Source organism: Rahnella sp. NRRL B-41462, from assembly GCF_003263525.1.
Lineage (GTDB): Bacteria > Pseudomonadota > Gammaproteobacteria > Enterobacterales > Enterobacteriaceae > Rahnella > Rahnella aceris.
The window spans coordinates 1-26,986 of sequence record NZ_JYDF01000060.1 but is presented as its reverse complement, the minus strand read 5'-3'; the positions used below and the strand labels follow the sequence as shown (position 1 = coordinate 26,986).

The window sequence follows — 26,986 nt, the reverse complement described above, 5'->3', positions numbered from 1 at the left end:
AAACGCAGTAAAGAAGATGTGCTGGCTGGCGGATTATCGCTGATGACCGCCAGCCTTCATGGTGATTTCAAAGGAAACAATAATGAAAAAGAATCTGCTGTCACTGTGTCTGTCGCTGAGCCTGTTGGCTGCTGCCCCTGCTGTGGTGAACGCTGCGCAAAATGATGCGAATACTGCACCGGCTATTTCCAGCCAGACCTTACGCAACCTTTCATGGACGCCGCTGGTTCCGCCAGTGACGCAGGATGTGACGCTGGGGACGTCCAGCGCTGAAATTAATCAGGGTGAGATTCAGGGCGCCGTCGGGGCATTCGCTTTACCTGCTGACCGGGGTTCGCTTGAAATTACGCTGACCAGTATCGCGACCGGTAAAACCGTGTATGCGCCAAATGTTCTGGTGCTGGATGAGCAGATGCGTCCGGCTGCGTTTTACCCTTCCAGCTATTTCCCGTATCAGAAACCAGGTATCGTCTCGAGCGATCGTCTGGAAGGCACACTGAAACTGACACCGGCACTGGGTCAGAAACAAATTTATCTGCTGGTGTACACCACCCGTCAGGACTTAGCTGAGACCACGCAGATGGTGAACCCGGCGAAAGCCTTCGCTGCGGGCGTGGGTAACGCCGTACCGGATATCCCGGATCCGATTGCCCGTCATACCCCGACCGGCACACTGAGCCTGAAAGTCACTGCCGAGCAGAAAACCGGTAACGTGATGATTGGTCAGATCTTCCCGTCTTCCGCACCGGCAGCGGCAGCACCCGTAGTGGTCGGCAGCACACAAGCGCCTGCACCTGCGGCGGCTCCGGCCAAACCGAGCGAGCCAATGCTCAGCGATTCAGAAACCTACTTTAACGATGCGATTAAGAAAGCAGTGAAAGCAGGGGACGTCGATAAAGCCCTGAAATTGCTGGATGAAGCTGAGCGTCTGGGTTCCAAAACCGCCCGTAAAACCTTTATTGAAAGCGTGAAGCACTAAGTTTTTCAGCGCCTCCCCCGAGAAAAAGCTGGCAGTTTTTTCAGCTCCTCCCCCTGCGAAGGGGGAGGCCGGGAGGGGGGTTTAAACCCACCGAGTTTTATTCACTCCGCCTATTTGTTACCCTGTTGTTAATTCATTCAGCGGGGGATGTATGGCGTCTGCAAACTGGGTCGATTTATCGAAAGATAAAGACAGCGGGATCGAGACGATCCACGCCCATTTCGAAGGCCATGCTTACGATCCCCACTGGCATGACAGTTATCTGGTCGGTGTCACTCAGTACGGTTTGCAGCAGTTCAGTTGTCGCCGCCAGAAACATCAAAGCCTGCCGGGCAAAGTCTTTATGCTCGAACCGGGCGAAATCCATGACGGCGATGCGGTGCAGCCCGGCGGTTTTACCTATCACATGCTGTATCTCGATCCGCAATGGCTGAGCCGCGAGCTGGCGGCACGGTGCGATTCCCTTTCTCCGGCCGGTGATCCGAGTTTCGAAAATACCTTAGCGCAGGATCCGCAACTGGCGCAGGCGACGTCACGGGCTTTTCAGGCGCTGCACGGCAAAGACCTGCGCATTGTCCGCCAGACCGCGCTCGACGGCTTGCTCTGTGCACTGGGCGGCCATCTCACCTGGCAGCCGCCGCGACTTCAGGGGCATGCGCCCTGGTCGCGGTTGGCGCATCAGGCGCGGGAATATCTGCATGCCCACTTGCACGAAGACATCGGCCTCGAACAACTGGCAGAGGCGACCGGCGAAAGCCGCTTTGTGGTCAGCCGTGCGTTTAAAGCTGAATTCGGATTGCCGCCGCACGCCTATCTTATTCAGCTGAAACTGACCCGCGCCCGTGAAGGGCTGGCGCTCGGGCGCACACCGGCTGACGTGGCGGCTGATTTAGGTTTTGCTGATCAGAGCCATCTCGGGCGCTGGTTCCGCCGCGCCTATCAGCTCACGCCAGCACATTACCGGCGTCTGTGCACAAATCTTCCAGATTGAGAAAAAGTGACGGGTTAAGCTCATGTTTCAACTGAACCGGAGCCTGCCATCATGAATACGCCTGCAACCATTCTGCCTTCGTCACCGGAACGCTGCGTGATTGTCATCAACCAGCAACTTGCCGCCGGACATGCCGCCAATGCCGCCGCCGTGCTGGCCCTGACGCTCGGGCAACGCCATCCGTCGCTGGTGGGCGAGCCGCTGATTGACGCTGATAACCGCGTGCATCCGGGGCTGATCCCGATTGGCATCAGCGTGCTGGTTGCCGACAGCGAACAGCTCACGCACCTTCATCAGCACCTGCTTCATGATGACGAAATGGACGGAATTATTTTTCCGGTCGAAGGACAGCAAACCACGGATTACGCCGCGTTTCGCGAAGCGGTGTCTGTTGTGCCGACGGACAACCTGCAACTGCTGGGCATTGCGCTGGCGGGTAAAAAGAAAGTGGTGCGCAAGCTGACCGGAAAACTCGGTTTGCTCGGCTGATGTTTGTCATTTAAGCGTCACACTTGTTCTCTACTCTCCTGATATTCAAACTAATATCAGGAGTTTTCCCGTGCGTAAGTCCCTCGTTGCTCTGCTGCTTTTCACCCTCGGTTCCACTTTTGTCGTTCAGGCGGCTGACGAAGCCAAACCCTTTATCACCAGCCAGGAACTGGATCTGACGAAATATCTGCCCGCGCCACCGGCGGATGATTCGGCGCAGACCAAAGCGGAACTGAAAGAATTGCTCGAAATTCAGGCCACCCGTACGCCGGAGCAGGAAAAAGCGGCGATTGCTGATGCTGAAGAAAACGTCTGGCGTTTTGCCGATGTGATGGGGCCGGACTTTGATGCCGCGAAACTGCCGAAAACCGCTGCGCTGTTTGATCGTATTGTGGCGACCGAAGACGTGGTGGACGATCACGCCAAGAAAGCCTTTAACCGCCCGCGTCCTTATATGCTCGATGAACAAATTCATCCGCTGCTGAAAAAATCCAAATCCGGCTCATGGCCTTCCGGTCATTCTACTATCGGCTATCTGATGGCGACGGTGCTGGGCGAAATGGTGCCGGAAAAACGCAACGCGCTGTTCACCCGGGCGGCCGGTTACGCCGAAAACCGTCTGGTAGCGGGTTTCCATTACCGTTCTGATACCGTGATGAGCCGCACCGGTGCTGCACTGATCGCGCAAAAAATGGAAGAACAGCCAGATTTCAAAACCGAATTCGACGCGGCGAAAGCGGAACTTCGCGCACAGTTGGGCCTGAAATAATTTTCGTCAGTTCCTGCCTTTCCGGTAAAGTGTGGGGCGTAAAACTTGCAGAGGAAGGGACTGATGGAAAACAGATTCAAGCGGATGGCATCGCCGGTCGGGTTACTCACACTGGCGGCGAAAGGCGATAAGCTGACCGCCATTTTGTGGGAATGTGAAATCGACGGGCGCGTGCCGTTGGGCGATATGATTGAAGACCCGTCGTTTCCGATCTTGCTGAAAACCGAACAACAGCTGAACGAATATTTTGCCGGTAAGCGTACCCGTTTTGAGCTGGAACTCGATTTCACCGGCACCGAATTCCAGAAAGAAGTCTGGGCGGCGTTGCTGGAAATTCCGTTTGGTGAAACGCGCAGCTACGGCGAGATCGCCCGTCGTATCGGTCGCCCGAAAGCGGTTCGTGCCGTGGGCGCGGCCAATGGCCGCAACCCGATTTCTATCGTGGCGCCGTGTCACCGGGTGATTGGTGCTTCCGGGAAATTAACCGGCTTTGCTGGCGGGCTGGACAACAAGTTGTTGTTACTGAAGCTGGAAGGTCGTAAATCTTAGGGTTTTTATTGGGAAATAAATTGCTTGATGTCCGCTTGTCAGTCGATGCATAGTCAAAAAATAAGCAGTAAATAAAAAAGACAACATCACTTACAAACGGAGTTTTACCTTAATGGATCAGATTCAATCCCTCGAACAGTTCTTATCCTCAGTTCAGCAACGCGACCCGCATCAGGTCGAATTCTCCCAGGCCGTACGTGAAGTTATGACCACGCTATGGCCTTTCCTCGAACAAAATCCGCAATACCGCCGTTCTGCTTTACTCGAACGTCTGGTGGAGCCGGAACGTGTCATTCAGTTCCGTATCGCGTGGGTGGATGACAAAAATCAGGTGCAGGTGAACCGTGGCTGGCGTGTACAGTTCAGCTCGGCCATCGGCCCGTATAAAGGCGGCATGCGTTTCCATCCGTCGGTCAATTTATCGATTCTCAAATTCCTCGGTTTTGAGCAGACCTTTAAAAATGCCCTGACCACGTTGCCAATGGGCGGCGGGAAGGGCGGCAGTGATTTCAATCCGAAAGGCAAAAGCGAAGGCGAGATCATGCGTTTCTGTCAGGCGCTGATGCTGGAACTTTACCGTCATCTCGGGCCGGATACCGATGTGCCTGCGGGTGATATCGGCGTCGGCGGGCGTGAAGTCGGGTATATGGCGGGGATGATGAAAAAACTCTCCAACAACACTGCCAGCGTGTTCACCGGCAAAGGGTTGTCGTTCGGTGGCAGTCTCATCCGTCCGGAAGCCACAGGTTATGGCCTGATCTATTTCACTGAATCGATGCTTAAACGCCATGGCCTGGATTTCGAAGGCATGCGCGTGGCGGTGTCTGGTTCCGGTAACGTCGCGCAATATGCGATTGAAAAAGCCATGTCACTGGGTGCACGGGTGATTACGGCGTCAGATTCTAACGGTACTGTCGTCGATGAAGCAGGCTTTACTCCTGAGAAACTGGCGCTGCTGACCGAAATCAAAGCCAGCCGTGATGGCCGCGTGGCGGATTACGCGCAAAAACTCGGACTGACGTATCTCGAAGGCCAGCAGCCGTGGAACGTGCCGGTGGATATCGCGCTGCCTTGCGCCACACAAAATGAACTGGATGCCTCTGCGGCACGCGTGCTGATCGCCAATGGCGTGAAAGCGGTGGCCGAAGGCGCGAATATGCCAACGACGATTGAAGCGACCGACTTGTTCACCGACGCGGGCGTGTTGTTCGCGCCGGGTAAAGCGGCGAATGCCGGTGGCGTGGCAACCTCAGGGCTGGAGATGGCGCAGAACGCTGCGCGTCTGAGCTGGAAAGCCGAAGAAGTGGATGCGCGTTTGCGTCACATCATGCTGGATATTCACCAGTCGTGTGTCGAATACGGCGGCGAAAGCCAGCAGACGCAGTATGTCCGTGGCGCAAATATCGCCGGCTTCGTCAAAGTCGCTGATGCCATGCTGGCGCAGGGCGTGCTGTAAGCCCAAAGTCAGGTTTCAGACACAACAAAGCCACCTTTGCAGGTGGCTTTGTTTATGCGGACAACATACTCAGAAGTGCGTATTCAGGCTCATGTAGAACGTGCGGCCCGGTTCGTTGTAGGTTGCCGCGCCTGCGCCGTACATATAGGCGCCGGTGGTGGCATTACCCACAGTCTGGGCATTACCCGCACGGAACTGGCGTTTGTCGAAGACGTTATCAATACCCGCCGTGACGCTGACATTTTTGGTCGCGGTGTAGGTGCCGCTCATGCCGACCACAGAATACGGGCTGACTTCATTTTTCTCACTGCCGGTGACGGCTTCACCCTTGTAGTTGTATTTCTTTGGCTTCTGACGGCCATACCAGGTCAGGGTAGATTGCAGAGAGAGATCTTCCGTTGCCTGCCAGCTCAGCGTGGAGTTGATGGTAAATTCCGGGATGATCGACAGATAATCGCCGGTCTCTTTGTTTTTACTTTCAATCATGTACGTGCCGTTGTTATTCCAGGAAACGGTGCTGCTGACCGGAATATTCAGCGTGCCCTCCAGCCCCTGAACCACGGCTTTCGGCACGTTTTCCCATTTATATACATCAGTTGTGCCGGTGGAGGACGTGCCGGTTGGCAGATAACCGGATTCGATTTTGTTGCGATAATCGTTGCGGAAATAGGTCACGCCCGCCTGATAACCGTTGCGGTGGAATTCCAGTCCGATCTCTTTGTTTACGCTGGTTTCCGCATCCAGATCTTTATTCCCCACCAGATAACAACCGCCGCCGCTGGCCGCACAACCCTGACCTTTACTGTACAGCACGTAGTTCGGGTTGGTCTGATACAGGCTCGGCGCTTTATAGGCGCGGGCGATACCCATTTTCAGGGTGAAATCGTCGCCCAGTTCCTGAGACAGGTTCAGCGACGGGCTCCAGTTATTGCCGACAATGGAGTGATGGTCGAAACGCAGACCCGGCACCAGCATGGTGCTGTCGGTCAGCTCAATATTATCTTCGGCAAACAGCGAGAAAATCTCTGCCTGAGAATAGGGGCTGCGGTTGGTGCTGTCGGTACCGGCAATCGCGCCGCCGAGCATAGCCTGCGTGTTGGAAGACGGATCTTTCATCTTCTGCTGGTTCCATTCCGTGCCGAACGTCGCGGTTTGCGGCACGCCCAGCTCAAACGGAATACTGACTTCGCTGTGCGCCAGAATGTCGCCCAGAGCGATGGTGTTGAAGTCTTCGTCAGAGAAGATGCCTTCGGTACCGCCCGCCAGCCCTTCATCCATGCGCGAGTTACGGGTTTTTTCGTACTGCACGTAGTTGTTGGTGGTCACACCGTTATCCCATGCGCCTTTGTAGGTCACCGAGTAGGACTGGCGGTAAATGCGGTTAGTCTCTTCACCGTACATGCTTTTCACCAAATCACTGGTGTTGGTGTTCTGCGTGTCGCCTGCGTACAGGTTGCCCTGACGGCTGTTGGACACTTCAAATTCCAGTGACTGCATGCGGGCAAAATCCCAGTGCAACAGGGCGTCGATATTCTTATCGATCACGCCTTCGCGACCTGCCGGAACGGTGTCGGCATAGGTGCCGGTACGCTCAGACTGATGACCCTCGTTGATATATTGCGCGTCAGCCTGCGTTTTGCTGTAGCCACCGAACAGGCGGAAACTGAACTGATCGTTGAGCGGGCCGGAGAGGCTGAAATCGGTACGTTTGGTCGAGCCTTCGTCTTTATGTTGTGGTGCGTTCAGATAGGTATTCCAGGAACCGTGCCACTCCTGAGTGTCTTTTTTAGTGATGATGTTCACCACGCCACCCGCCGCGCCGTTACCGTAACGCGCCGCCGCCGGGCCGCGGATCACTTCGATGCGCTCGATCATATCGGGCGGAACCCAGCTTGTGTCGCCGCGGGTATCACGCTCACCGCGCCAGCCCTGACGCACTGAGTTGCGGCTGTTCACCGGCTTACCGTCGATCAGGATTAAGGTATTTTCCGGGCCCATACCCCGGATGTCGATCTGGCGGTTATTACCGCGCTGGCCGCTGGTAGAGTTGCCGGTCAGGTTTACGCCGGGCATGGTGCGGATAAGTTCGTTGATGTCGCGTGCCGGAGGGCGTTTTTGGATTTCATCAGAAGTGATGGTGGAAACGCCGGGAGCCTGAAGGTTTTGCTGTGCGGCGGTGACAACCAGTGTGTCGCTGGTGTCTTCCTGTGTTTCTGCGGTGTTCTGGCTGGCGTCTGTTGTGCGGGTTGTGGTGCTTTCTGCCGCGCTGACGGGCAAAGAAAGTGCTGATCCCAGCCCGATTAAGGTTGCCAGAGAATAGTGTGGTAGCCTGCTTTTCATAGTGGATTCTGCCCTGAAATCCATCCGTTCCTGCAAAACAGATTTAGTGAACAGGAGGATGGCCTGTTGTGTGTGTATTTTTATCGTCCCGTTTACGGGCGGTAACACACTATTGCAAATGCAAACAATTATCAATACGATTCCCATTCATAATTTTCAGGAAGCAGGTCAATCATTCTGCAAATTATGCCTTCTCTCACTGCCAAAAGACTGTAAAGCGTAAACATGATGAAATCGCAGTTTCCGGAAAAACCCACCGCGCAGGCGATGTTAGCAAGCTCTCAGGCGGGAAGTGCCGAATGGTGGAAAGACATTAAAGCGCAGGGTTCACCCTTGATCGAACGGCTGAATGATGATGTATGCAACGTGACGTTCTTCTGGCGGGATCCGCAGGGCAGTGAGGCGACATCGGATTTCCAGCGGGTGTGGATCAACATCAATGGCATCACCGATCACCATCAGTCTTTACCGCCGCAAAGCCTGCAAAGACTTGCGGGAACCGATGTCTGGTCGCTGAGTATTACGCTGCGCTCCGGCTGGCGCGGCAGTTACAGCCTGATCCCGCGCACCAGGCCCGGCAGAGAGTTCCCGCAGGATCCCGATGCCTATACCGCCATGCTGGCTGCGCGGGAATGGTGGAAAGATATGTTCGCCCATGCGATTTATGACCCGCTGAATCCGAATCAGCCGTGGCCGGGGGCGAAATCTCACGCGCTGTCGCCTTTGCATATGCCCGACGCATTGCCGCAGCCTGCCTGGCGGGAGTTTGATCTCCACGGTGCCGCGTTGCCACAGAAACCGGCAAAACTGCAAACCTATCAGTGGAACAGTGCGCGTCTGGGCAACCGGCGCAAGGTCTGGATCTACACTACCGGCGAAAGCCAGGATCCGGCATCGCGCCCGCTGGCGCTGTTGCTCGACGGCCAGTTCTGGGCGCAGCAGATGCCGGTCTGGCAGCCGCTGATGCAACTGACGCAGGAAGGCACATTGCCGCAGGCCGTCTACGTGCTGATTGATGTGATCGATACACAGACCCGCAGCCGCGAACTGACCTGTAATGCAGATTTCTGGCTGGCCGTTCAGGAGGAGTTATTGCCCGCCGTGGCGACGCTCGCACCGCACAGCAGCGATGCGAACAAAACAGTGGTGGCGGGGCAGAGCTTTGGCGGGCTGTCAGCGTTGTACGCCGGTTTGCACTGGCCGCAGCGCTTCGGTCTGGTACTCAGTCAGTCCGGTTCTTTCTGGTGGCCGCGACGTAATAAATCGCAGCAGGATGAAAATCCTGACGAGGCGGATTTGTTACTGCGTGCGGTGAGTAACGGGCTGGGGGCTGCCAGCCATCTGAAAATTTTCATGGAAGCGGGCAGCAATGAACGACTGATTTATCAGGTGAATAATCAGATGGATGAGCTGCTGAGCCGCACCAAAAACAGCGTGCATTATCGCGTGGTCGATGCCGGTCACGATGCGCTGAGCTGGCGCGGCGGATTAGCCGATGGCCTTCAATACCTGTGGAACGAAGAGCCATGGAGCACCGGAGATTCAACCGTTACCCAGCGGGATAATTAACGGTGTATGCGAAACCGGACAGTCGATAATGGCGCAGCGCAGCCCGAAAACCTGTTCGATCAGTGCCGGTGTGACGATGTCCACCGGTGCGCCCTCAGCCAGTATTTTTCCATCGCGCATGGCAATCAGATGCCCGGCGTAACGACATGCCTGATTCAGGTCGTGCAACACCACCACCAGCGTGCGGCCGTTTTCCTGATTCAGGCGACACATCAGTTCCATCAAATCAATCTGATGCGCGATATCCAGCCAGGTTGTCGGTTCATCCAGCAATAACAACGGCGTTTGTTGCGCCAGCACCATGGCTATCCACACCCGCTGGCGCTGTCCGCCGGAAAGTGAATTCACCGTGCTTTCCGCCAGTTCGAATACTCCCGTCGCGTGCATGGCGTCGTTCACCGCCAGCGTATCTTGCGCTGTCCAGCGGCTGAACAGGCTCTGATGCGGGTAACGCCCGCGGGCCACCAGATCCGCCACACTGATATCGCCCGGCGCCGTTGAACTTTGCGGCAGTAAACCCAGACGTTTCGCGACGTCTCTGGTGCCGTAATCACCGATCAGTTTGCCGTCCAGAAATACCGTGCCGGATTGCGGCGGCATCAGGCGGCTGAGCGTGCGCAATAATGTGGATTTACCGCAGGCATTCGGCCCGATAATCACGGTGAGTTTTCCCTGAGGGATAGAGACGGAGAGTTCGCGGGCGACGATTTTTTTATCGTAGCCCAGCGTCAGATCTTTCGCGTACAAAGGGGAAGAGTGTTCAGTATTCATGAGCGTCGCGACTCCCGGATCAGCAACCCAATCAGATAAATGCCGCCCAGACTGACGGTCAGCACGCCCACGGGTAACTGATAGGGCGTGAACAGCCGTTGTGCAGTGACATCGGCGGCGAGCAACAACAGCGCGCCGGTCAGCGCCGCGAAAAATAAAGCGTGCTGCTGGCTGGCGCAAAGACGACGCGAAATTTGCGGTGACACCAGCGCAATAAAGGAAATTGGCCCGGCCAGCGCGGTGGCTGCGGCGGTCAACGCCACGCCCGCCAGCATCAGCAATAAACGTGAACGCGTCACCGGTACGCCCAGCGCACAGGCGGCATCATCGCCCATTTCGAGCAACCGCATCGGAGCGGATAAGCAACGCGCCAGCATGCAGGCGACGATAATCATCCCGGTCGCCGGCAGGCTTTTCTCCCATGTGATGCCATTGAGCGAACCAGCATTCCACAAGCCAGCCGTCAGCGCCGATTCCAGCGAGGCGTGAATAATCAGCCAGGTATTGACCGCAATCAGCAGCGCCCGTACGCCGATACCGACGATAATCAGGCGGAACGTTTCGATGCCCTGACGCCACGCCAGGGCGTATACCACCAGTGCGGTCACGACGCCGCCTGCCATCGCGCCGGGGAGAAGGTCGCCCGCAGCGCCATTGAACAACACGATAATCAGCAGAACGCCGGTATACGCGCCGGTGTTAAAACCGATAACGTCCGGACTTCCCAATGGATTGCGCAGCAGCGACTGAAAAATCGCGCCGCTGATGCCGAGTGCGGCACCGAGAATCATCGCCATCACCACGCGCGGCAGACGCCATTGCGTGACAATAATGCTCAGGTTTTTCGGCCCGTCGCCGAGCAGGGCGCTGACAACCTGCGACGGCGTCAGTGCCAGTGTTCCGCTACCCAGCGCGTAAACCGCCAGCAGGATCAGGCATAACACCAGTCCGCAGGCGGTCAGAAAGGGGCGCGACAGCAGCAAAGGTTTTTTCAGCGGGCGAGGTTCTGTAAGAGTCTGGCTCATGGTTAACCTCTGTGTAATCCACCGGGACGGCGTACCAGGAAAATAAGCACCGGCGCGCCGATAAAGGCGACCACCACGGAAACCCGCAATTCTCCGGTAACCAGAAAACGCCCGGCGATATCGGCTGCCAGCAACAGCGTCGGGGTTAACACCAGCGTCCACGGCAGCATCCAGCGCGGATCCGCACGACAGATCCAGCGCGCCATATGCGGCACCATCAGGCCGACAAAGGCGATGGGGCCGACAGCCGCTGTGGCGCTGCCGCACAACAACGTAATCGCCAGTAATCCCAGCAACTGCGTGGTCGCGATTTTGGTGCCGAGCGCCGTCGCCAGTTCGCTGCCCATCGTCAGATTATTCAGGGAGCGGGCCATCAGTAAGCTCAGGGCAACCGCAAAAGTCACCGGCGGTGTGATGGTTTTAATCACGGTAATATTGCGGATATCCAGCGAGCCAGCCTGCCAGAATCGCAACTGATCGTAGACGGTCGGGTTGAGCAGGGAAATCCCCGAAGACATGCCTTCCAGCACAGCGCCGAGCGCGACGCCCGCCAGAGTTAAGCGTACCGGATCCAGCTTTCCGCGTCCCAGCGCGCCGATCATGGCGACCAGCAATGTTGCCAGCAAGGCACCGGCAAACGCGAACCACAAATAGTGGCTGACATCCGTTGCGCCAAAAAAGGCGATACCGATAACCACCGCGAAAGCCGCACCCGCATTAACGCCAAGAATACCGGGATCAGCCAGCGGATTGCGGGTGAGGATTTGCATCAGCGCACCGGATAATCCGAGCGCCATCCCCGCCAGCAAACCGGCCAGCGTGCGCGGCACACGGGCATCGGTGACAATCACACAATCCGCCCCTGTGCACTGGCCGTTAAGCGCTGACATCACGGTGCCGGACGCAAGCGATTTCTCGCCCAGCACCAGACTCAGCGCCATCATCAGGCAGAGCAAAAACAAGGCAACCAACAGCGCTGTGAGATTTTTTATTGAGCGGGACATCAGTGAGTTACGAACAGTTTTTCAAGCTGATTCAGCATGTTGCTGGCGCTGTAATAATCGAGTCTGAACGTGTCGTCACCCATGGCATACACGCGCCCGGCCTGCACGGCAGGTAACTTCGCCAGAAAAGGATTGGTCAGCAGCCGTTGTGCATCAGGCTGACTGGCAGAAAATAACAGCAGCGTCTGGCCGTTCATCGCCTCCGGCATTTTCTCACCGGCAAGCTGGATGATGTCATGGCGTTTGCCCTGACTGTAACTGGCGGCGAAATTCAGCGGAACCGGCGCGAGGCTGAATCCTAACTGCCGGAGCAACTGACCTTGCGGTGACGCGGGCGTCCACAGATTGGCGCTTTTGCCATCTGATCCATAAACCAGCGCGGACACCGGCTGCGGTGGCAAATGTATCGCTTTTTTCAGACTGTCTTCACGGGCTGAAAACTGCGCGATAACCTTGGCGGCATCGGTTTCTTTACCCGTCGCCCGGCCTAATTCGGTGGCGAGTTCCTGCCAGCTTTTATCGTCGTAATTGACCACCATAACTGGCGCAATGGCAGACAGCTGATCATAGAGTTTCAGTGCGGAATCCCCGCCTGTGGCGGCAATAATGATGAGGTCCGGTGCCTGACCGGCAATGGCTTCAGCATCGGGTTCACCGATATAAAGCCGCTGCACACCGCGTTGTTTCGCGACATCGCCCCACTGGCGGAAAAAGCCCTGAGCATCGGAAACCCGATTATTGGGCGCAGTCGCCCCGCTGGCGATAACCGGCGCATTAATCGCCAGCAATGTGCCGGTGACGGTGACGCTGGTGGAGACAATCCGCTGCGGCGGCTGTTGTAATGTGATGCTTCCCTTTGAGGTCATAACTTGCCGTGGCCAGCCTTCTGCGAAAGCCTGCGTGGCGACAAGCAGCGATAACAACAGCGCAACCATCCCTGAAAAACGGCGAAAACCAGCCCTTGTCATTGGATCCATTCCTGATTCTTTAATGTTAATGGTTATCATTATTATATGCAGGGCGAATGGGGTCAATGACGAGAGAGGTTCAATCCGTGGAAAAGTCAGGGGAAGACAGGTATTCACGCAACAAAAAAGCCACTCCGTATGAAGTGGCTTAATCGTTTGAATCTCAAACTAAAATTTGGTGGCCCTTGCTGGACTTGAACCAGCGACCCGGGGATTATGAGTATCAACTTAACCTAAGTATAATCATTAACTTACCATAATTAACAATGATATATGCTGCCATTGGTTGCCATTAAATGCCTGTCTATACTAATTGTATCGCCATTTAATCGCCGCTTTTCACATCGACTAATTCCAAAATTTTTTTGCTAGGCGAGTTCTAAGGCCTTGAGCGAAAGGAGAATCCTCGCGGAGGAGCAACTTCAGGATGTAATTTTGTATTCAATAGTGCAAATCCCCCGACCTCTGACGCATTCGTCTGATTGCCTTGGTAAGTGTGTCCTTTATCTTTTCCGTCATAGATGGCTATCATATTGTTATCTTTTATTATGAATCCATCCTTATTTTGGTCTATAAACATTCCTCGAGATATTTCAACATGCACGTCAGATATATTTAAATCAAGGATTATTTTACCGACCTTTTCTCGAATTTTAATGTTTTCACCGACCCACTCATAATCCCAGGAGTCAGTTGAAACTACTAATTCCCCTCTGTCTATTTTTAAAAGAATGGTTCCTATTTCATCTGTTAAAATTAATGAAACTGAATACCAATCATTCTCAGAATAAATAGTGAAAAACTCTTTCTCATTAATCCATATTGCAAGGTAACGTTCGTTTTCATGTGGATCCCAACCAGTTATTGTATTGGAACCAAGCTTTACATTTATTTTTTTTGATTTTTCTATTTTATATTGTGATGTGGTCGAGTTTTCCACATTGAATGGTTCTTTTTTGGCCTCAATAATTCGATCCTTGGATAACTTGCCTGTTGTTTTAGCTGAGTGGTGGTTAGGACATAATAATACTAAATTGTCTGCTGTATGTTCTTTTACTTCGGAATACTCTTCTATGTGGTCATATTGAAAAAAAGGCATGCCACAAACAGCACATCCAAAATTACATTGTTTTCTAACTTCTCTTTTCACATCTTCAGGTATCGCACTCCTAGAATCAGTCATGGTTATTTCTCACTTTTGGGGTAAATTTATTTTGATGTTCACTTATAGTGCTAAAGGGTTGAACCTTAATGCCTCCTCTAAGTGTTCTGGTGCAAAATGAGCATATCGCATAGTCATTTTGATATCTGTGTGACCTAACACACGTTGGAGAACTAGAATGTTACCTCCATTCATCATGAAATGAGATGCGAATGTGTGGCGCAGTACATGCGTTAGTTGACCGGCGGGTAACTCAATATCAGTGCGTTCCAGAGCGGAACGAAATGCACCATAGCAACTCTTAAATAACCTGCCTTTTTTCACTTCTGGTAACGAGTCGTGAAGAGCTTCACTTATAGGGATAGTTCTATTTTTTCGACCTTTGGTTTTGGTATAAGTGACTTTATATTTAGTGACCTGGCTTTTATTCAGCTCTTCTGCCTCTGACCAGCGTACACCGGTTGATAGGCATAATTTAACGATACTAATGAGGTCGTTATTATTTTTTCGTCCGCATTTTTCAAGTAATTGCCCAATCTGATCTTTAGTCAGAAAATACCCCGCTGTAAGCCATGTCCTGTAAGGGCTCACCCGAAAAGGTAGAGGAGGTAGACCCTCAAATCGTAAAAGATTTGCAGGGGGACTCACCTCATAAAAATACAGCGCCATCATCTCAAGGGATGAGCAAGCCGCCTTAACCTTTCGAACGGATGCCGCTGAGGCACTGGCGGCGCAGAAGCGCCAGTGGGAGAGAATGGCAGCACCTGTTTTCGGGTGGACGCGGTCACGGCCGCCGCGTTGAGATAGCCTCATGCCAGACATGAACCCCGCAGTACCAGCACGGCAAGGGAGAGGGAATCAAATCGCTACAGCCCGCAGCCCGCCGGACGGCCTGCTCCATCGTATTTTTACACCCGCGAATTTAAAAGTTTTCACCCCTCTTCAGAAATACCGCATCACGCTGGTCTGCAGCTCAATCCGATACCCATTTTTAATAATATTGGCTAATTCATCATTGAGATGAATTTGATCACTTAAAACGATCGATTAAAGGAAAACGATCTGTAAAGGCTGTTGGAAAGTCTGATTTTCTATTCGTTAACATGACTTCGACGCACGGTCGTACCCTGCCCGGATGGGGCTAGCCGAGGTATTGAAGTTAATAATAATCATCTGAAAATCAGCAGTTTTTGATCGCTGAGAGTAAGCACGTTTTTTACAAGGCGTAGTATTTTTTCTCATGCTCAATGAATCACAGGATGTGTTCTATGGAAGAAGCAAAGAAAGTTAAATCGGTGCATCCATTGGCCGTAGAAGGTTCAAGGACAAAGCGCGGCGGCGTGGTGCGTGTACAAGAGCGTGAAGACCATATTTACTTTGGTGAAGGGAGGCACCGGCTGGCGCACGTAGGGGATGAAGTTGTATATCCGGATGGATCGGTTTCCTGCATTGTCTCCGGTGCCGGGTATGGGTTCGCTTACCGGGGTTTCCCTGCTGCGATCATTGGTAGTGAAGCTGAGAACGGCGATGTTATTGAGTGGTCACCAGATACCGGCATTGCAGCAGAAATCCACGTACCTGAGGAGGGGATTGAGGGGCTTTTGGTTCGTGGTTACTCAGCGCCATGGAAATAACAGTTTGCCACTGGCGCTGGGCGCCAGCTCATTTAAGGGATTTAGATGAACAGATATGTATTGGTCTTAGGTGATAAAACTACAGCGGGCGGATCAATTATCGGTTGTAGTGCTATCAATACAAGCTACGACGGTTTACCCATTGCTGTACAAGGCGAAAAAATTTCATGCCCTGCGTGTGGGACAACAGGTTATTTATTGTGTGTTACACCGAGGCATAATTCTACTTATGAAGGAAAGCCGGAAGGTTTGAGCGGTGATTTGTGTATTTGTAAATGCACCCCGCCCCCGAAACTTATTAATTCTAAAACGGCGATGTTTCATACCCTCACTCTGGCGGATTTAATTGCGCAGGGTCATGCGAAGTATCCGATCCAAATTAATTATGCTGGCGAGTCTGGCAGCTTTGATGAGCAAATCACCATGCAGCCAACCACCCACGCTCGAGAGCTGGCGGGTTTGCCTTATTACATAGAGGCGCGCGATGGCCGCCACTTTGCTGGCACCATTGGTGAGGATGGGCAGTTACCTCGCATAGCCACCAGTGGATTAGGTTCATATGATATTCATGTGGGCGACGATGCCTTAGGGAAGGGATAGGCATGGCGAGGCCAATACGCGGCGCAGGCCGCAAAACGATACCCACAAATGACACACCAGGCTCACTGAAAATTGTTCAAATTACGCCGATTAGATTTGAGCAACTTTGGGATAATTATGTAACGGGCAATCCCTATGATAATCCGGACTATTCAAACCAGTGCGCGATCCGTCTGAGTGCCACCCTTCACGCGGTAGGGATTGAAATGAAATCTTTTTCGCAGAAAGTCATTAAGCCGGCGGCAGGTAAAAGCAGCATTGGGCGTATTCTGCTGGGCGGTAAGGCCACCGCCACTCGCGCTGATGAGATGGCGCGCTGGCTGGCGCTGAAACCCTTTGCCGGGCTACCGGCCAAGCCGGAGAACGTTACCGGCGCATGCTGGCGAGATAAGGTGGGCGGCAGAACGGGAATCATCTTCTTTGGCGGCTATTGGGCGCGGGACGGGGAGTCTGGTGATAGTGTGAGCGGCGGTCATATTGATTTATGGAACGGTAGCCGGTTCCCAAATAATGGCTTAAGAGGTGCGGCAACAAATTTCATGAGGTTCACAGTGGGTAAAGAGTCCGTAGACTTTTGGGGGCTGGTGCCCACTTATTCCGATCTCAGTAAAGCAAAAGAGATTCTTTTTTGGCATATTTTATGAAACGCATAATTACGGTATTCCTTTCAATTGTTATTGGTTTCGGCGTGACGATTATTTATCACGTTATTGGTGATGTAATTTTCAAATCCCTAAAAATGGAGCCCTTAAAACTATTCGTTAAAGGGTGCCGTGATTTGGAACATTGCGGATCGCCTCAGTTGATCACGATGGTTTCAGTTCTATTTTTTTTGCCACCAATCGTGATGGGGATATTTACGTTTATTGGAACTGGGGCGGGGTGGCGATGGCGGCGATGGTTGGGTAACTCGCTGGCACTGTTTGTTGTCCTGTTTATCCTCCTGTTGGTATTCGCTTATCTGGCCTAAACATCTACGCTGCAAAGTATCAGCCACCGGGCACCGTTTGCTGGTGGTTTTATCCAACATTTGCCACCATTGCGGCCTATCAGTTACCCCCACATCTTCCACTATGTTTTGCAGAATAAATGGCGCCAGATTGGCGCGGAAAAATGGTACGCAGGTATGCAAAAACAGTACGCAAAAAAGTACGCAAAGTCCGTCCAAAATTTGGATGGACGGACGGGAAAAACGCGGTTAAACATACCGGTTTCTCAGGCTATTAATAGCCCGCATCCAGGTGGGAATGCTTTTTTGTATATTAAGTTTTGTTGAGTTTTTGCGTACTTTCCCGAAGTTTTCCCATTCTCAAGATGTATAGATTTATCTCGATTCGTTTGCTAATTTCGAGCAAACCGGAAAGCGGCAGAACTGCGCAAAAATGCACTGCGCAATTTAGTACGCAGAATTCAAAGGAAGCAGCGCCAATGCTGGGGAAAGTAGCAGAGAGAACTGCGCAAAAATGTGTAAATCAGGATCCGAAAACTTCCGCATTCTGCGCAGAATGTGCGCTGAAAATACTAACTAACAGAGGTGACCATGTTTAGTGTTGGCGATGTAGTGATGTTGAAAAGTGGAAGTCCGCTTATGACTGTTGCCGGAGTAAAGGCGGCTGATAGTGAATTCTGGCTATTCATGGGCATGGGCTATAACGATGGCGACGTGGTGGCGGAGTGGTTCGACGGGAAGAACTTAAAACGTGGGGAGTTTAGGAAAGAGATGTTAAAGGCGGCGGATGATGCTCCCGGCACCAGCTCCACGCATAGCCGGAGTGCTTAACGTATTGGCCGCAGGGTTCACGCATTGCGGCCACCAGCGCCAGCCCCGCTATAGAATGATACGGTTTTCTATTAGATATTCGTTCAGAGGCATCCCAAGAGCGTCAGCTATTGTTTGGTAATGCTCAGCCTGCAGAGTCTTTTTAGTTTCATCATCAGCCGAACTCATTCTAATTACCGTGAGAACTGGATCGCCACCATGCCTCGCGAGTTCGCTGATAAACAATTTTCCAATTTCATCATCAAAAAACTCTTTTTCAGATAGTCCTAAATTAGGGGCGTGTTGGTTTGCTTCGTATTCAATACGGCTAACCATGCCCGGATTGGACTCAATAAACTGCTGGCGCACTTCCTTGAAACATTCGAGATACGTTTTCATTGAACAGCCTCAGCGAATAGGAGAGATAAGCTAGGCCACTTTGCACGCAAAACAACCAAAAACACCATGATTGCCCGTGCAAAATATCCCCGGCATATCCCCAAAAAAACAAAGGACTCACGTTTTTAGCGTAAGTCCTTGTTTAATCTGGTGGCCCTTGCTGGACTTGAACCAGCGACCAAGCGATTATGAGTCGCGTGCTCTAACCAACTGAGCTAAAGGGCCGAGGTGCGGGATTATACGGTAAACTCTGCTTACAGGTCTATATGTCTTCGGTTTGTATGCGCGTTTTGTGCACAGTTTTAGTCTGTTGTGTTCACTGCGTTTTTTACCTATAACTCAGGTAAATACATCTTAAGGGATAATAATGATTACAGATATTATCGCCCGGGATCTTTCTGTCGTGTTTTGCGGCATCAATCCTGGCTTATCCACTGCTCATCATGGTTTCCATTTCGCTAATGCCAATAACCGTTTCTGGAAGGTTATCTATCAGGCGGGTTTTACCGGGCGTTTACTTAAGCCTGAAGAAGAACAGCATTTGCTGGATACAGATTGCGGGATCACTATGCTGGTGGAACGTCCGACTGTTGAGGCAACGGAGCTGGTTCGCGATGAGTTGCGCGAAGGGGGCGCAGCGTTGACGGCAAAAATTGAATACTATCAGCCGCGTGCGCTGGCTGTTTTAGGCAAACAGGCATTCAGTAAAGCGTTTGGCATCAGTAAGGTGAACTGGGGACGTCAGGCGTTGAAAATCGGTGACACGGAAGTTTGGGTGCTGCCTAACCCAAGCGGCCTGAACCGGGCGACGCTGGATGAACTGGTATCCGCATACCGTGAACTATTCTTATCATTAGAAAACACAGCATAATCCCGTCACCTCCTCTTATTATTCCATCTGATATAAAATCTCGCCAGGATGATTATTTTATTAATAATCGTCTTGGTTTTGGTTGATTTACCAAGTTATTTCGCTATTAAAGCAGCTTTATACTCTCTGAACCCCACCTGAATACATTTGCATATTTAATGTAAGAGGAATGCTTCCCCCGTGTGAATGCGCTCAACTGAACTAAAACTTATTCCATCGCCTCATTCGGGGTGAGCAGCAAAGTAGTCAGGCAGTTTGATTCTTCAGGAGCAGGAGATATGGCTAATGTTGAAACCGAAGAAAGACAGGAAAATCTGGAGGAATGGTTCGAACTATTTTCAGGACTACCGCTCCGGCATTCAGAAAGAGAAGCAAGATTAATCAGCTTTTGTGAAAAAAACAGCGTCTGCATCATGTCGGTGATGCCCTGGATAGCATCGGAATTTGCTGAACATGGTGGTTTCGCCGGATTATTTCATTTTATTCATCTCCATGGAGGGAGAAAAATATACATGCCCAAAGAGGCAGAGAAGTTTTATCAGATCTACGGGATTAATATCCCGCAAAATAAATATAACAGAATTTATAAAAAAATTGATTCTTCTGGATATCTGGATACGCCATCCAACTGGGGGGTGTTTATCGCTATTCGCCGGGCAGCAATGCAAGTGGCGATGAAAGAAGATATTCCGGCAAAACTACTCACACAAACTTTTGGTATTACGATGCGAAGTATCCGGCTAATTAAATCACGTAACGCGTGTCTGTAAAGGAGGTCGAGGAAGTTAAGAGAAGGCAAAGACTACACACAATTATTTTCTCATTCATTTTAATATAAAAGGTAAATATTATGACTCAATATTCTGTCACTGTAGCAAACAACTCTGTAAATACCGGCGCAATTTGTATTTATCAAACCTCTCCGGATATCACCGATCCCAAAGTGATGTCACTGGCGTGGTTCTCCAAAGTGGCACATCCAAAAACCAAAGTGCAGTTTGACTGGGGAATTGATTACAGTTTTGTTTGGGATGAAACCGGTGTGCTGATCCCCGGTGTGAAATTCGATGCCTCTCAAACCCTTCCTGCCAGCCTGACGAACAATAATCAGGTGACGCTGAGCTATTCCGAGGGGGCGTTTGAATTCGAACAACAGACCACCGGCGGAAAGAACGGTACGTTGTATGTCACGAACGACAGCAGTTTACCGCTGAATCAGGCCTCTGTCGGGGTCGGTATGTCGGGGGCGGGTACCTTTGTTGTTCAGGCACAGCCGAACATCAACCTGACCTTCACGCCGCATCCAACTTATTGGATCACTTTTGGTAATTATACGCCGGGTCAGGTGCTTGATATTGGTCAGATTACCAATAAGCAGCAGCTTGAGTTTGCGCCGAATACTTACAACCTGAATGTTCAGCTGAAAAATGATAATACCTGGTCTGTTGGCTGAGTCATCAGTTTAATTTACTTACGGAGTAATATTATGATTCTTATCGTCTGTACCGATGATCCGGAACTGGAACAAATTGCCAGTGCTTCAATGGCAAAGTACCAGTCTGTTTTTAAATCGAGCTATAAAATATTTCATTCTGAGTTGCGGTTGTTAGGAAAGAGTGAAAATCTGTTTATTATTTCTCATGGTGCCTTTCAGGGAGATAATGACCGGCCGGTTATCGGTGATAAAGCCAAAGCCTTTTATGTAAATGGTGATACGCTTTATTTAAATGTGAAAAGTATTTTCCCGCCGGATTATACGGGTAACGTTTATATCGATGCCTGTGAATCAGCAGATAGCACAGATGTATTGCTCAGTTTTGCGCAAACATTTTACCTGGATTTCCATCCTGATTCACCGACGTCTAAAGTATTTGGTCTGACGGGTGTCAGCAGCGGGCTTATTCCATTACCGGATAATACTGCCTGGGTGAATGTCAGTTTAGAAAACCAGTAATAAAAAGCCCCGGCATTTCTGCCGGGGCTTTTCTGTTCGTGACTGACAACCAGAGGACGATTAATCGTCCAGGAAGCTGCGCAGCACTTCGGAGCGGCTTGGGTGGCGCAGTTTACGCAACGCTTTCGCTTCGATCTGACGGATACGTTCACGGGTAACGTCGAACTGTTTGCCCACTTCTTCCAGCGTGTGGTCAGTGTTCATATCGATACCGAAACGCATACGCAGAACTTTCGCTTCACGTGCGGTCAGGCCAGCCAGAACGTCATGTGTTGCAGAACGCAGGCTTTCAGACGTTGCAGAATCCAGTGGCAGCTCGAGGGTGGTATCCTCGATGAAATCACCCAGATGCGAATCTTCATCGTCGCCGATTGGCGTTTCCATGGAGATTGGCTCTTTCGCAATTTTCAGCACTTTGCGGATTTTGTCTTCCGGCATCAGCATACGTTCAGCCAGTTCTTCCGGCGTCGGCTCGCGGCCCATCTCTTGCAGCATCTGACGGGAGATACGGTTGAGTTTGTTGATCGTCTCAATCATATGCACCGGGATACGGATGGTACGCGCCTGGTCGGCGATGGAGCGGGTGATAGCCTGACGGATCCACCAGGTCGCATAAGTTGAGAACTTATAACCACGGCGATATTCAAACTTATCAACGGCTTTCATCAGGCCGATGTTACCTTCCTGGATCAGGTCAAGGAACTGCAGACCACGGTTGGTGTATTTCTTCGCGATCGAAATAACCAGACGTAAGTTTGCTTCAACCATCTCTTTCTTCGCGCGACGGGCTTTCGCTTCGCCGATAGACATGCGACGGTTGATGTCTTTTACCTGTTCGATAGTCAGGCCAGTTTCTTCTTCGATCTGACGCAGCTTCATCAGGCCGCGCTGTACGTCTTCGGTGACTTCTTTCAGCTTCTCAGACCAGGGTTTACCCATTGCCAGAGCAGCATCAAACCAGGTATCGCTGGTTTCGTTACCGGCGAACAGATTGACGAAGTTTTTCTTCGGCATTTTGCACTGTTCAACGCACACTTTCATGATCAGACGTTCCTGAGCACGAACGCGATCCATCATGGAACGCATGCTGTTAACCAGGAAATCGAACTGTTTTGGCACTAAACGGAATTGTTTGAACACATCGGACAGCTTCAGGATTTCTTCTGCTGCGCTCTTGTGGCTACGGCCGTTTTTCTTGATGACCAGACGCGTCGCTTCATGCTGTTCACGCAGTTCGGTGAACTTCTGGCGAGCCAGTTCCGGGTCGATGCTGTTGTCGTCTTCAGCATCGTCGTCTTCATCTTCGTCTTCATCATCATCATCCTGCTCTTCGGTGGTCAGTTCAGAACCCACGTGAGTCGCAGTTGGTGCGATTTCTTCTTCGGCGTTAGGGTCAACAAAACCTGTGATCAAGTCAGACAGGCGGACTTCGCCAGCTTCTACACGGTCATATTGCTCTAACAAATAAGTGATAGCTTCAGGATATTCAGCAACGGAGCACTGAACCTGGTTGATACCGTCTTCGATACGTTTGGCGATGTCGATTTCGCCTTCACGGGTCAGCAACTCAACGGTACCCATTTCGCGCATATACATACGCACAGGGTCGGTGGTACGGCCAATTTCGGATTCAACGCTGGAAAGTACCTGCGCCGCCGCTTCTGCAGCGTCTTCGTCGGTATCAGGGCGGTTTTCGGCCAGCATCAAATCATCGGCGTCCGGTGCTTCTTCAAGTACCTGGATGCCCATGTCGTTAATCATCTGGATGATGTCTTCGATCTGGTCGGAATCGACGATATCTTCCGGCAGATGGTCATTGACCTCAGCATAGGTCAGATAGCCTTGCTCCTTACCACGGGTGACAAGTAGCTTAAGCTGTGACTGCGGGTTTTGCTCCATAAGACGGTATCCACACTTCAGAGTATTTGGGTTGGTGTCGGTCGGGTAACATCGCCAACAATAACGTTAGGGGCGTTTATTGTGCCGCGGCCCACCAGGGCGGCTCTGCGCAGGGCCGTGCCCCGCTTTATATCGGCACTTAAGCCGTTTTTTAGTAGTAACGCCTGACGCATTACTTTTTATGTTCTTGTTATTTAACTTGTTAACTCTTTCTCGCTAACACCTGATTCAGGGAACTGACTTCGGTCCGTTCCTCCGGACTCAGGCCATGCGTCCTGGCTTTTGCAATCAAAGTTTCAAGCCGTTGCTCTAAAATCGAGTCATACAGGCTGGCTAACGTGGCGCGAAATTCCTCCTCGACCATGTCCTCTACGATCATGTGGTTCCATGTCGCCAGAGTTTCAAGCTGCTGGTAGAACTTATTGTCGCGATAAAGTTCCAGTAACTGGCCCGTCGTCAGCCCCGGCTGGGCTAAGCAAGTGGTTACTAACTCGCTGAACAGATCCAGTCCTGGTTGCTTCGCTTGCTCCAAACCTTGCAGTGAGGGTATAAGTGTAGCCAGTTGTGGATTTTGTACCAGTAACCCTATAAGTATACGCATGGTTGTGCGTTTTAGCTGGGGCGCCTGATAGACATTGCTACTTTCTGCCTGTTTAGGCATCAGCTTTTCCAGCTGGCTGTCATCCAAAATACCGAGCTTATTCCCTAACTGCTGACGCAAATACATTCGTAACGTTTCACCGGGAACCTGGCGGATCAGCGGCAATGCCAGCATGCTCAATTTGGTCCGCCCGTCAGGGCTGCTCAAATCTACCTGCGGCAACAGCGAATCAAACAGGAAAGTGGACAGCGGCATCGCCTGTTCCATACGTTGTTCGAACGCTTCTTTGCCTTCTTTACGCACCAGCGTGTCTGGATCTTCGCCGTCGGGTAAAAACATAAAACGCAGCTGGCGGCCATCATTAAGATACGGCAGTGCCGTTTCCAGTGCGCGCCATGCGGCTTCACGTCCCGCGCGGTCACCGTCGTAACAGCAAACGATGTTGTCTGTGCTGCGGAACATCAGCTGAATATGATCAGCGGTCGTGGACGTGCCCAATGAGGCAACGGCATAATCAATGCCGAACTGCGCCAGTGCGACGACATCCATATACCCTTCAACCACCAGCAAACGCGCTGGCGTCGGGTGCTTTAACTGTGCTTCATACAGGCCATACAACTGGCGGCCTTTATGGAAAATTTCGGTTTCCGGTGAGTTCAGGTATTTCGGCGTACCGTCACCGAGAACCCTGCCGCCAAAGGCAATTACGCGGCCACGTTTATCACGAATAGGAAACATCACCCGTTCGCGGAAACGATCATAGCTGCGGCCATTGTCATTGGTGACCAACATACCGGCATCAATCAGAGACGCTTTATCATCGGCATTTTTACCGAAACGCTTTAATGCGTTGTCCCAACCCGGTGGGGCGAAACCAATGGCGAAATGGCTGATGACGTCTTCACTTAAACCGCGCCGGGCAAGATATTCCCGTGCGGGAGCCCCTGCAGCCTGTTTAAGTGATTGCTGATAGAACTCGCTAAGCGGTGCCATCAACTGGTAGAGGCTTTGACGCTGATGACGCTCCATCTGGCTCGGACCGGTGCCTGCTTCGTACGGCACTTCCAAACCCTGCATTGTCGCCAGTTCCTCAATGCTTTCGACAAACTCAAGCCTGTCATAGTTCATCAGGAAATCGACGGCGTTGCCGTGGGCACCACAGCCGAAACAGTGATAAAACTGCTTATCGCCATTTACGGTAAATGAGGGTGTTTTCTCATGGTGGAAAGGGCAGCACGCGTGATAATTTTTACCCTGTTTCTTGAGCTTTACCCGAGCGTCGATCAAATCGACGATATCGATGCGAGCCAGCAAGTCATTGATAAATACGCGCGGAATTCTCCCAGCCATAAGCCCCTTACTCACTAGCCTATAAACGAGAACAAGCCGCGCATTCCTTTCGGAAAGCACGGCCTTCGTATGCTACTACGCAGTCTGCGCGTTCTTAATATTGCAAATCACGCGATTTGGGGTTGCCCCCGAAGATTAATACAGACGAGTGCGGCGTGCGTTTTCGCGAGCCAGTTTCTTGGCGTGGCGTTTTACTGCAGATGCTTTAGCGCGTTTACGTTCGGTAGTCGGTTTTTCATAGAATTCACGACGACGAACTTCTGCCAGAACACCTGCTTTTTCGCAGGAACGCTTGAAGCGACGCAGAGCTACGTCGAACGGCTCGTTTTCACGTACTTTAATTACAGGCATGTGCCTCTCACCTCGATAAAATCGGTTTGTTTGCTGATGTTGTACCAGCACATTTCAAAATGGTGCGGAATTTTACTCCAATTCGCGTCGTCTTGTAAAGCATAACGGCAAATTGAAACAGGCGCTTTCTGCAACCCTTCTGCAACATTGTGCGCTTGTTTTGCGTCGGGCGGCGATTATATACCAATCAATCAAAATTGCTCGACATTAATTGGCCTGCGAAGCGAGGAATTCCCACTCCGGTGCAGCACCCGCCGAAGCTTGTGTGCTAAACTGCGCGCCGCGAGTTAGCGCGAAAACATGATGGAAAGAGTGATGCGAGTACTGGGTATTGAAACGTCCTGCGATGAAACCGGAATTGCAGTTTATGACAGCGAAGCCGGTTTGTTAGCCAACCAACTGTATAGTCAGGTAAAACTGCATGCAGATTACGGCGGTGTGGTGCCAGAACTGGCATCGCGTGACCATGTACGTAAAACAGTACCCTTGATTCAGGCTGCGCTGAAAGAAGCCGGGCTGACTGCTCAGGATATCGATGGCGTGGCGTACACCGCCGGCCCTGGTCTGGTCGGGGCGTTGCTGGTGGGCGCAACCATCGGGCGTTCTCTGGCATTTGCGTGGGATGTGCCTGCCGTGCCGGTGCATCACATGGAAGGCCATTTGCTGGCACCGATGCTGGAAGATAATCCGCCGGATTTCCCGTTTGTGGCGCTGCTGGTTTCCGGCGGACATACGCAGTTAATCAGCGTCACCGGAATTGGCGAATATACCTTGCTCGGCGAATCCATTGATGATGCTGCCGGTGAAGCCTTTGATAAAACAGCTAAATTGCTCGGCCTTGATTATCCGGGGGGGCCGTTGCTGTCGAAAATGGCTTCTCAGGGCGTTGCCGGACGTTTTACCTTCCCGCGCCCGATGACAGACCGGCCTGGGCTGGATTTCAGTTTCTCCGGCCTCAAAACTTTCGCAGCGAATACCATTCGTGGCAATGACAGCGACCCGCAGACACATGCCGACATTGCCCGCGCTTTTGAAGATGCGGTGGTGGATACGCTGGCCATAAAATGCAAACGTGCACTGGATCAGACGGGTTTTAAACAGCTGGTAATGGCCGGTGGTGTCAGCGCGAACCGCACATTACGCGCCAAACTGGCTGAGGTGATGGCAAAACGTGGCGGTCAGGTATTTTATGCGCGTCCTGAATTCTGTACCGATAACGGTGCGATGATCGCGTATGCAGGCATGGTGCGGCTGAAAAGCGGTGCAACTCCTGATCTCGGTGTGACCGTTCGCCCTCGCTGGCCGTTAGCGGAGCTTCCGCCAGTCTGAGCGGGGCTGCGACTGCGTTGGTGCGTCGACCCGAAATGCTCACATACTCAATATGCTGCGCTTTCAGGTCTCCTGACGCCTTGTCTCGCTCCCGCTCAGTCAGGCTGGCTGAGCTGAAAAAAACCAATAAAAAACGACCCGCCTGAGGTTAATGCCGATCGTTTAAG

The 26,986-nt window shown here is 51.9% G+C and carries 27 protein-coding genes, 1 tRNA gene and 1 pseudogene; 17 read left to right on the top strand and 12 right to left on the bottom strand.

The window, feature by feature from the left end; translation table 11 throughout:
- The first annotated feature begins 82 nt into the window (after positions 1 to 82).
- The 6 genes from malM (at position 83) to gdhA (ending at position 5,233) form a co-directional block, all read left to right on the top strand.
- Positions 83 to 979: a maltose operon protein MalM gene (malM, locus tag UC14_RS15685; protein WP_037034195.1), complete on the top strand. Its 897-nt coding sequence runs from the start codon at positions 83 to 85 to the stop codon at positions 977 to 979.
- Positions 980 to 1,130: 151 nt separating this feature from the next.
- A complete protein-coding gene (locus tag UC14_RS15680; protein ID WP_112198030.1) occupies positions 1,131 to 1,970 on the top strand; it encodes an AraC family transcriptional regulator in 840 nt (279 codons plus the stop codon).
- Positions 1,971 to 2,021: 51 nt separating this feature from the next.
- Positions 2,022 to 2,459: a DUF2000 domain-containing protein gene (locus UC14_RS15675; protein WP_112152062.1), complete on the top strand. Its 438-nt coding sequence runs from the start codon at positions 2,022 to 2,024 to the stop codon at positions 2,457 to 2,459.
- A 70-nt stretch (positions 2,460 to 2,529) separates the two neighbouring features.
- Entirely contained in the window at positions 2,530 to 3,228 is a 699-nt protein-coding gene (locus UC14_RS15670) for a phosphatase PAP2 family protein (RefSeq protein WP_013573879.1), read from the top strand.
- A 63-nt stretch (positions 3,229 to 3,291) separates the two neighbouring features.
- The gene (locus UC14_RS15665) at positions 3,292 to 3,777 is read left to right on the top strand and encodes a methylated-DNA--[protein]-cysteine S-methyltransferase (RefSeq protein WP_013573880.1); all 486 of its coding nucleotides are present in this window, start codon (positions 3,292 to 3,294) and stop codon (positions 3,775 to 3,777) included.
- Positions 3,778 to 3,889: 112 nt separating this feature from the next.
- The gene (gene gdhA, locus UC14_RS15660) at positions 3,890 to 5,233 is read left to right on the top strand and encodes an NADP-specific glutamate dehydrogenase (protein WP_112198029.1); all 1,344 of its coding nucleotides are present in this window, start codon (positions 3,890 to 3,892) and stop codon (positions 5,231 to 5,233) included.
- 69 nt (positions 5,234 to 5,302) lie between these two features.
- Here the strand turns inward: gdhA and UC14_RS15655 are convergent, their stop codons facing one another.
- Positions 5,303 to 7,573 carry a TonB-dependent siderophore receptor gene (locus tag UC14_RS15655; protein WP_014411583.1) on the bottom strand — a complete coding sequence of 757 codons (2,271 nt, stop codon included), beginning with the start codon at positions 7,571 to 7,573 and terminating at the stop codon, positions 5,303 to 5,305.
- Between the two features lie 225 nt (positions 7,574 to 7,798).
- Between UC14_RS15655 and fes the strand changes: the two genes are divergently transcribed.
- Entirely contained in the window at positions 7,799 to 9,142 is a 1,344-nt protein-coding gene (fes, locus tag UC14_RS15650; RefSeq protein WP_112198028.1) for an enterochelin esterase, read from the top strand.
- On the opposite strand, the gene UC14_RS15645 is transcribed toward fes, so the two are convergent.
- The 6 genes and pseudogenes from UC14_RS15645 to UC14_RS15620 form a co-directional block, all read right to left on the bottom strand.
- A complete protein-coding gene (locus tag UC14_RS15645; protein WP_112198027.1) occupies positions 9,116 to 9,913 on the bottom strand; it encodes an ATP-binding cassette domain-containing protein in 798 nt (265 codons plus the stop codon). The genes fes and UC14_RS15645 overlap by 27 nt on opposite strands.
- Entirely contained in the window at positions 9,910 to 10,938 is a 1,029-nt protein-coding gene (gene fepG, locus UC14_RS15640; RefSeq protein WP_014411586.1) for an iron-enterobactin ABC transporter permease, read from the bottom strand. The genes UC14_RS15645 and fepG overlap by 4 nt, the downstream gene beginning before the upstream one ends.
- Before the next feature lie 2 nt (positions 10,939 to 10,940).
- A complete protein-coding gene (fepD, locus tag UC14_RS15635; protein ID WP_112198026.1) occupies positions 10,941 to 11,942 on the bottom strand; it encodes a Fe(3+)-siderophore ABC transporter permease in 1,002 nt (333 codons plus the stop codon).
- The gene (gene fepB / locus UC14_RS15630; protein ID WP_014411588.1) at positions 11,942 to 12,910 is read right to left on the bottom strand and encodes a Fe2+-enterobactin ABC transporter substrate-binding protein; all 969 of its coding nucleotides are present in this window, start codon (positions 12,908 to 12,910) and stop codon (positions 11,942 to 11,944) included. Before fepB ends, fepD begins: the two co-directional genes overlap by 1 nt.
- Positions 12,911 to 13,289: 379 nt before the next feature.
- Positions 13,290 to 14,093, bottom strand: coding sequence for an HNH endonuclease (locus UC14_RS15625; RefSeq protein WP_112198025.1), 804 nt, complete (start codon positions 14,091 to 14,093; stop codon positions 13,290 to 13,292).
- A 42-nt stretch (positions 14,094 to 14,135) separates the two neighbouring features.
- Positions 14,136 to 14,624, bottom strand: a pseudogene (locus UC14_RS15620) (tyrosine-type recombinase/integrase); the annotation flags it as partial.
- A gap of 716 nt (positions 14,625 to 15,340) precedes the next feature.
- Here UC14_RS15620 and UC14_RS15615 point away from each other — a divergent pair.
- The 5 genes from UC14_RS15615 (at position 15,341) to UC14_RS15595 (ending at position 18,086) form a co-directional block, all read left to right on the top strand.
- A complete protein-coding gene (locus UC14_RS15615) occupies positions 15,341 to 15,706 on the top strand; it encodes a hypothetical protein (protein WP_112198024.1) in 366 nt (121 codons plus the stop codon).
- Between the two features lie 45 nt (positions 15,707 to 15,751).
- Complete coding sequence (locus UC14_RS15610; RefSeq protein ID WP_112198023.1) at positions 15,752 to 16,306, top strand: PAAR domain-containing protein; 555 nt, start codon at positions 15,752 to 15,754, stop codon at positions 16,304 to 16,306.
- A 2-nt stretch (positions 16,307 to 16,308) separates the two neighbouring features.
- The gene (locus UC14_RS15605; RefSeq protein ID WP_112198022.1) at positions 16,309 to 16,950 is read left to right on the top strand and encodes a type VI secretion system amidase effector protein Tae4; all 642 of its coding nucleotides are present in this window, start codon (positions 16,309 to 16,311) and stop codon (positions 16,948 to 16,950) included.
- A complete protein-coding gene (locus UC14_RS15600) occupies positions 16,947 to 17,276 on the top strand; it encodes a hypothetical protein (RefSeq protein ID WP_013573892.1) in 330 nt (109 codons plus the stop codon). The genes UC14_RS15605 and UC14_RS15600 overlap by 4 nt, the downstream gene beginning before the upstream one ends.
- A 570-nt stretch (positions 17,277 to 17,846) precedes the next feature.
- Positions 17,847 to 18,086, top strand: a complete 240-nt coding sequence (locus UC14_RS15595; RefSeq protein WP_112198021.1) for a YodC family protein — start codon at positions 17,847 to 17,849, stop codon at positions 18,084 to 18,086.
- Positions 18,087 to 18,134: 48 nt separating this feature from the next.
- Here UC14_RS15595 and UC14_RS15590 read toward each other — a convergent pair whose 3' ends face one another.
- Together UC14_RS15590 and UC14_RS15585 are read right to left on the bottom strand one after the other, a co-directional pair.
- The gene (locus tag UC14_RS15590; protein ID WP_112198020.1) at positions 18,135 to 18,464 is read right to left on the bottom strand and encodes a DUF6388 family protein; all 330 of its coding nucleotides are present in this window, start codon (positions 18,462 to 18,464) and stop codon (positions 18,135 to 18,137) included.
- Between the two features lie 148 nt (positions 18,465 to 18,612).
- Positions 18,613 to 18,689: transfer RNA gene (locus UC14_RS15585), tRNA-Ile, on the bottom strand.
- A 142-nt stretch (positions 18,690 to 18,831) separates the two neighbouring features.
- Between UC14_RS15585 and mug the strand changes: the two genes are divergently transcribed.
- From mug to UC14_RS15565, 4 genes are all read left to right on the top strand, one after another.
- Positions 18,832 to 19,335, top strand: coding sequence for a G/U mismatch-specific DNA glycosylase (gene mug, locus UC14_RS15580; RefSeq protein WP_037034189.1), 504 nt, complete (start codon positions 18,832 to 18,834; stop codon positions 19,333 to 19,335).
- Positions 19,336 to 19,613: 278 nt separating this feature from the next.
- Positions 19,614 to 20,105, top strand: coding sequence for a hypothetical protein (locus UC14_RS15575; protein ID WP_041672991.1), 492 nt, complete (start codon positions 19,614 to 19,616; stop codon positions 20,103 to 20,105).
- 80 nt (positions 20,106 to 20,185) lie between these two features.
- Positions 20,186 to 20,788, top strand: a complete 603-nt coding sequence (locus UC14_RS15570; protein ID WP_013573943.1) for a hypothetical protein — start codon at positions 20,186 to 20,188, stop codon at positions 20,786 to 20,788.
- A gap of 33 nt (positions 20,789 to 20,821) precedes the next feature.
- The gene (locus UC14_RS15565) at positions 20,822 to 21,289 is read left to right on the top strand and encodes a hypothetical protein (protein ID WP_112198019.1); all 468 of its coding nucleotides are present in this window, start codon (positions 20,822 to 20,824) and stop codon (positions 21,287 to 21,289) included.
- Between the two features lie 60 nt (positions 21,290 to 21,349).
- Here UC14_RS15565 and rpoD read toward each other — a convergent pair whose 3' ends face one another.
- The 3 genes from rpoD to rpsU all read right to left on the bottom strand — a co-directional run bounded on the left by rpoD (position 21,350) and on the right by rpsU (position 25,490).
- Positions 21,350 to 23,188 (bottom strand): RNA polymerase sigma factor RpoD, encoded by a 1,839-nt coding sequence (gene rpoD / locus UC14_RS15560; RefSeq protein ID WP_013573945.1) that lies wholly within the window; start codon positions 23,186 to 23,188, stop codon positions 21,350 to 21,352.
- A 202-nt stretch (positions 23,189 to 23,390) separates the two neighbouring features.
- Entirely contained in the window at positions 23,391 to 25,139 is a 1,749-nt protein-coding gene (gene dnaG / locus UC14_RS15555) for a DNA primase (RefSeq protein WP_013573946.1), read from the bottom strand.
- A 135-nt stretch (positions 25,140 to 25,274) separates the two neighbouring features.
- A complete protein-coding gene (gene rpsU / locus UC14_RS15550) occupies positions 25,275 to 25,490 on the bottom strand; it encodes a 30S ribosomal protein S21 (RefSeq protein WP_001144069.1) in 216 nt (71 codons plus the stop codon).
- Between the two features lie 315 nt (positions 25,491 to 25,805).
- Here rpsU and tsaD point away from each other — a divergent pair, with 315 nt between their 5' ends.
- Positions 25,806 to 26,819, top strand: a complete 1,014-nt coding sequence (tsaD, locus tag UC14_RS15545) for a tRNA (adenosine(37)-N6)-threonylcarbamoyltransferase complex transferase subunit TsaD (protein ID WP_013573947.1) — start codon at positions 25,806 to 25,808, stop codon at positions 26,817 to 26,819.
- Positions 26,820 to 26,986: the final 167 nt, after the last annotated feature.

Excerpts from the sequence above, each read along its gene's own strand:
- malM (WP_037034195.1), top strand. The coding sequence starts at position 83 with ATGAAAAAGAATCTGCTGTCACTGTGTCTGTCGCTGAGCCTGTTGGCT.
- UC14_RS15680 (WP_112198030.1), top strand. The coding sequence starts at position 1,131 with ATGGCGTCTGCAAACTGGGTCGATTTATCGAAAGATAAAGACAGCGGG.
- UC14_RS15675 (WP_112152062.1), top strand. The coding sequence starts at position 2,022 with ATGAATACGCCTGCAACCATTCTGCCTTCGTCACCGGAACGCTGCGTG.
- UC14_RS15665 (WP_013573880.1), top strand. The coding sequence starts at position 3,292 with ATGGAAAACAGATTCAAGCGGATGGCATCGCCGGTCGGGTTACTCACA.
- gdhA (WP_112198029.1), top strand. The coding sequence starts at position 3,890 with ATGGATCAGATTCAATCCCTCGAACAGTTCTTATCCTCAGTTCAGCAA.
- UC14_RS15655 (WP_014411583.1), bottom strand. The coding sequence starts at position 7,573 with ATGAAAAGCAGGCTACCACACTATTCTCTGGCAACCTTAATCGGGCTG.
- fes (WP_112198028.1), top strand. The coding sequence starts at position 7,799 with ATGATGAAATCGCAGTTTCCGGAAAAACCCACCGCGCAGGCGATGTTA.
- UC14_RS15645 (WP_112198027.1), bottom strand. The coding sequence starts at position 9,913 with ATGAATACTGAACACTCTTCCCCTTTGTACGCGAAAGATCTGACGCTG.
- fepG (WP_014411586.1), bottom strand. The coding sequence starts at position 10,938 with ATGAGCCAGACTCTTACAGAACCTCGCCCGCTGAAAAAACCTTTGCTG.
- fepD (WP_112198026.1), bottom strand. The coding sequence starts at position 11,942 with ATGTCCCGCTCAATAAAAAATCTCACAGCGCTGTTGGTTGCCTTGTTT.
- fepB (WP_014411588.1), bottom strand. The coding sequence starts at position 12,910 with ATGACAAGGGCTGGTTTTCGCCGTTTTTCAGGGATGGTTGCGCTGTTG.
- UC14_RS15625 (WP_112198025.1), bottom strand. The coding sequence starts at position 14,093 with ATGACTGATTCTAGGAGTGCGATACCTGAAGATGTGAAAAGAGAAGTT.
- UC14_RS15615 (WP_112198024.1), top strand. The coding sequence starts at position 15,341 with ATGGAAGAAGCAAAGAAAGTTAAATCGGTGCATCCATTGGCCGTAGAA.
- UC14_RS15610 (WP_112198023.1), top strand. The coding sequence starts at position 15,752 with ATGAACAGATATGTATTGGTCTTAGGTGATAAAACTACAGCGGGCGGA.
- UC14_RS15605 (WP_112198022.1), top strand. The coding sequence starts at position 16,309 with ATGGCGAGGCCAATACGCGGCGCAGGCCGCAAAACGATACCCACAAAT.
- UC14_RS15600 (WP_013573892.1), top strand. The coding sequence starts at position 16,947 with ATGAAACGCATAATTACGGTATTCCTTTCAATTGTTATTGGTTTCGGC.
- UC14_RS15595 (WP_112198021.1), top strand. The coding sequence starts at position 17,847 with ATGTTTAGTGTTGGCGATGTAGTGATGTTGAAAAGTGGAAGTCCGCTT.
- UC14_RS15590 (WP_112198020.1), bottom strand. The coding sequence starts at position 18,464 with ATGAAAACGTATCTCGAATGTTTCAAGGAAGTGCGCCAGCAGTTTATT.
- mug (WP_037034189.1), top strand. The coding sequence starts at position 18,832 with ATGATTACAGATATTATCGCCCGGGATCTTTCTGTCGTGTTTTGCGGC.
- UC14_RS15575 (WP_041672991.1), top strand. The coding sequence starts at position 19,614 with ATGGCTAATGTTGAAACCGAAGAAAGACAGGAAAATCTGGAGGAATGG.
- UC14_RS15570 (WP_013573943.1), top strand. The coding sequence starts at position 20,186 with ATGACTCAATATTCTGTCACTGTAGCAAACAACTCTGTAAATACCGGC.
- UC14_RS15565 (WP_112198019.1), top strand. The coding sequence starts at position 20,822 with ATGATTCTTATCGTCTGTACCGATGATCCGGAACTGGAACAAATTGCC.
- rpoD (WP_013573945.1), bottom strand. The coding sequence starts at position 23,188 with ATGGAGCAAAACCCGCAGTCACAGCTTAAGCTACTTGTCACCCGTGGT.
- dnaG (WP_013573946.1), bottom strand. The coding sequence starts at position 25,139 with ATGGCTGGGAGAATTCCGCGCGTATTTATCAATGACTTGCTGGCTCGC.
- rpsU (WP_001144069.1), bottom strand. The coding sequence starts at position 25,490 with ATGCCTGTAATTAAAGTACGTGAAAACGAGCCGTTCGACGTAGCTCTG.
- tsaD (WP_013573947.1), top strand. The coding sequence starts at position 25,806 with ATGCGAGTACTGGGTATTGAAACGTCCTGCGATGAAACCGGAATTGCA.